Here is a 2,045-nt window from a genome sequence, read left to right as displayed (position 1 = left end):
TGCAGAGGGTTTTAAAGAGTCAATGCGAATTGTATTTGATGAGCACCTGAGGCAATGGAATTATACTGCCATTCCTGACGCAACAACTTTATAAGTTGCCTAAGTTATTTCATGCACATTCCTTAGTGAGCTTTAAATATATTGCTGAAACCAAGGTATAGGGCTGAAAAACTTAACACTAAAAGATGGATGTTATTTATATCCAGTGCTCTTATATTTAATTTATATCACCCTGTTTAGAGTAATAGGGTTTAAGTATTTTTGGCGGTAGATGATTCAAGTTAGAACGATATATTAGTTGGGGGTAGCTTGTTGTTAGCTTTAGGCCTCTCCTCAAGCAAGTTTGAACAGATTTTTAGTCTAAAAAAACGGAAGAGAATAAGGTTGAAGCTTGTTAATTTTTAACAGAAAAATCTTATCGGGCGGCTATAGTGCTTATTAATATATGCTTAACCAGGTCCAAATATTGGATGATAGTTGTTTCCAGCATGTAGTGAGTCAGCGTAACTCAATTGAGAGTGGAGGGTGGAAAAATGAAAACAATGAGTGTAAATGGAAAATTAGTACCCACTGATAATCAAGCAATTAAAGATGAATATACGGGGCACTTTTTAAAAGTTAGTTACACACAGGAGATTGCTAAGCATTCTGTCTTTAGTAAAGATAGAATAGATGTCGAAGAAGGTGGTTTGTTTAGGTTTTATATTCCCAAAAAAGAATTGCTTACCAATGAAATGATAACACTGGAGGTTTTTGCGCCTGACGGTGAAATGTTGGGGAAGCAGATTTATAGTTATGAGAGTTTAAAGGCAGTAGACATATCAGTTAGTGCTGAAGATGACAGCAAACCTCTTGAAATAGCTGTTGACCCTAAAGTAATAAAATTTAATTCATCATCACCCACCGAACAAACCCACAAAAAAATCAGTGGTAAAGTGATTGATCTTTCAGGAGAGAAAAAACCATCAGGGTTACAGGTCATCATCATGGTTAGCGATGACCCCGATTCAGATTTTAATGCTACTAGCTATAAGCCTGTCTTTTCTGCTGTAACTGACAAGAATGGATACTTTTATGGCCAAGTTGAAAACAAAAAGTTTCAAAAAGCATTTGGCATAATTACGGGTAATGAAGATCAACCAATTTTGATTCCATTGGAAGAAAAAAAGTTGCCTAAAAATATTTTATTGGTTTCTGATTTATCAAATCTTTCTGAAGGCTTCGATTGCAGTTGTGATGGTGAGGTTCCCGTACTCCCTGACAATGATGATTTAATCAATTCCTCAGCATTTTCTCAAGATATAGGTGGAAAATGTGTTGATTTCACCGTCCCCAACAGAACATTGGAAGAATTTAGTTTTTACCATACGGTTAGAACGACTGAACCTGAAATCAAAGGGTTGACCATTACATCTAAAGGAAGCAAAAAAATAAAAAATGAACTGTTTGATATTTCAACTAATATTTTTACTATCTTTGGAAGACTCAATAATTCTTTTAACTCATTAGCTTTACTTCCATTTTCTATTGCAGAAGATAAAAAAACTGAAATTGGTGTGATCAAGTCAGTCAATGCACTATCTTCTAGTACAGAGGTTGCTCAGCAAGTACAAAATAATTTCCCAAATTATGTATTCAAAATGGATATTGGCAATAAGCAGTATTTTAATATCAATTCAAATGACCTTATAACGATAAATAAAGGTTTTATATTTACAGATATTATTAAAATTGCAAAAGAGCAGACTCAAAGGAAAAAGAAATTAATTGAGCTTCAACAAAAATTGGCAGCGGCCTATTGTGGGAAAAATGGAGTCGAAGAGGCAAAAACATTTTGTGAACAGTTAGCATTAAAAGATAGTTTGAATAGAGAGGAGGTAAGATCACTTATTGGGCATATTGAAAAAAATAAAGATTTGCTTAGGAATGTGCATGAAATAACTTAGGCAACTTATAAAGTTGTTGCGTCAGGAATGGCAGTATAATTCCATTGCCTCAGGTGCTCATCAAATACAATTCGCATTGACTCTTTAAAACCCTCTGCA

1 protein-coding gene is annotated in these 2,045 nt (G+C 34.3%); it reads left to right on the top strand.

Going from position 1 to position 2,045, the window contains the following annotated elements:
* The first annotated feature begins 533 nt into the window (after window positions 1–533).
* Complete coding sequence (locus tag BQ7314_RS01305) at window positions 534–1,946, top strand: hypothetical protein (RefSeq protein ID WP_174481904.1); 1,413 nt, start codon at window positions 534–536, stop codon at window positions 1,944–1,946.
* The last annotated feature ends 99 nt before the right edge of the window (window positions 1,947–2,045 follow it).

The organism is methanotrophic endosymbiont of Bathymodiolus puteoserpentis (Logatchev) (assembly GCF_900128525.1).
Classification (GTDB): domain Bacteria; phylum Pseudomonadota; class Gammaproteobacteria; order Methylococcales; family Methylomonadaceae; genus Methyloprofundus.
The sequence above is the reverse complement of the archived record's forward strand: the minus strand, read 5'-3'. Positions and strand labels throughout refer to the sequence as shown.